Origin of the sequence: Lactobacillus gallinarum DSM 10532 = JCM 2011, from assembly GCF_001434975.1 — a bacterium.
Taxonomy (GTDB): domain Bacteria; phylum Bacillota; class Bacilli; order Lactobacillales; family Lactobacillaceae; genus Lactobacillus; species Lactobacillus gallinarum.
On sequence record NZ_AZEL01000056.1, the window covers coordinates 7,770 to 8,108 of the forward strand.

The following is a 339-nucleotide window of genomic DNA, read 5'->3' on the forward strand; positions in this document are numbered from 1 at the left end:
GCGAATTGGTTGGCAAACAGGTACCGGAAAGCTGTCAATGATCAAGAACTGTCCATTCAGGTCAACCTTTTTATTCATTTCTTGCCATATCTGATAAATCAATTGCAATAGCTGACGTGAACGCCGATTAAAACGTGAGTGTGATAAACAATTGAAACATTCACAGAATCTTCTTTGTGATTCAATTCCTGTCTTAGCTTGCCAGATAAGTAAAGCCAAAATCAGACTGTCCGTAGTTTTAATTTGATCAATATTTCGTCGATGAGTAAACTCAGCCGGTGCATGCATACAAACGATACCAGTGCCGACAAATTATCACTAAATCTTTAAAACTAACTT

The 339-nt window shown here is 37.5% G+C and carries 1 pseudogene; it reads right to left on the reverse strand.

From position 1 onward, the window contains the following. Positions 1 to 339, reverse strand: a pseudogene (locus tag FC37_RS10860) (IS982 family transposase); the annotation flags it as partial.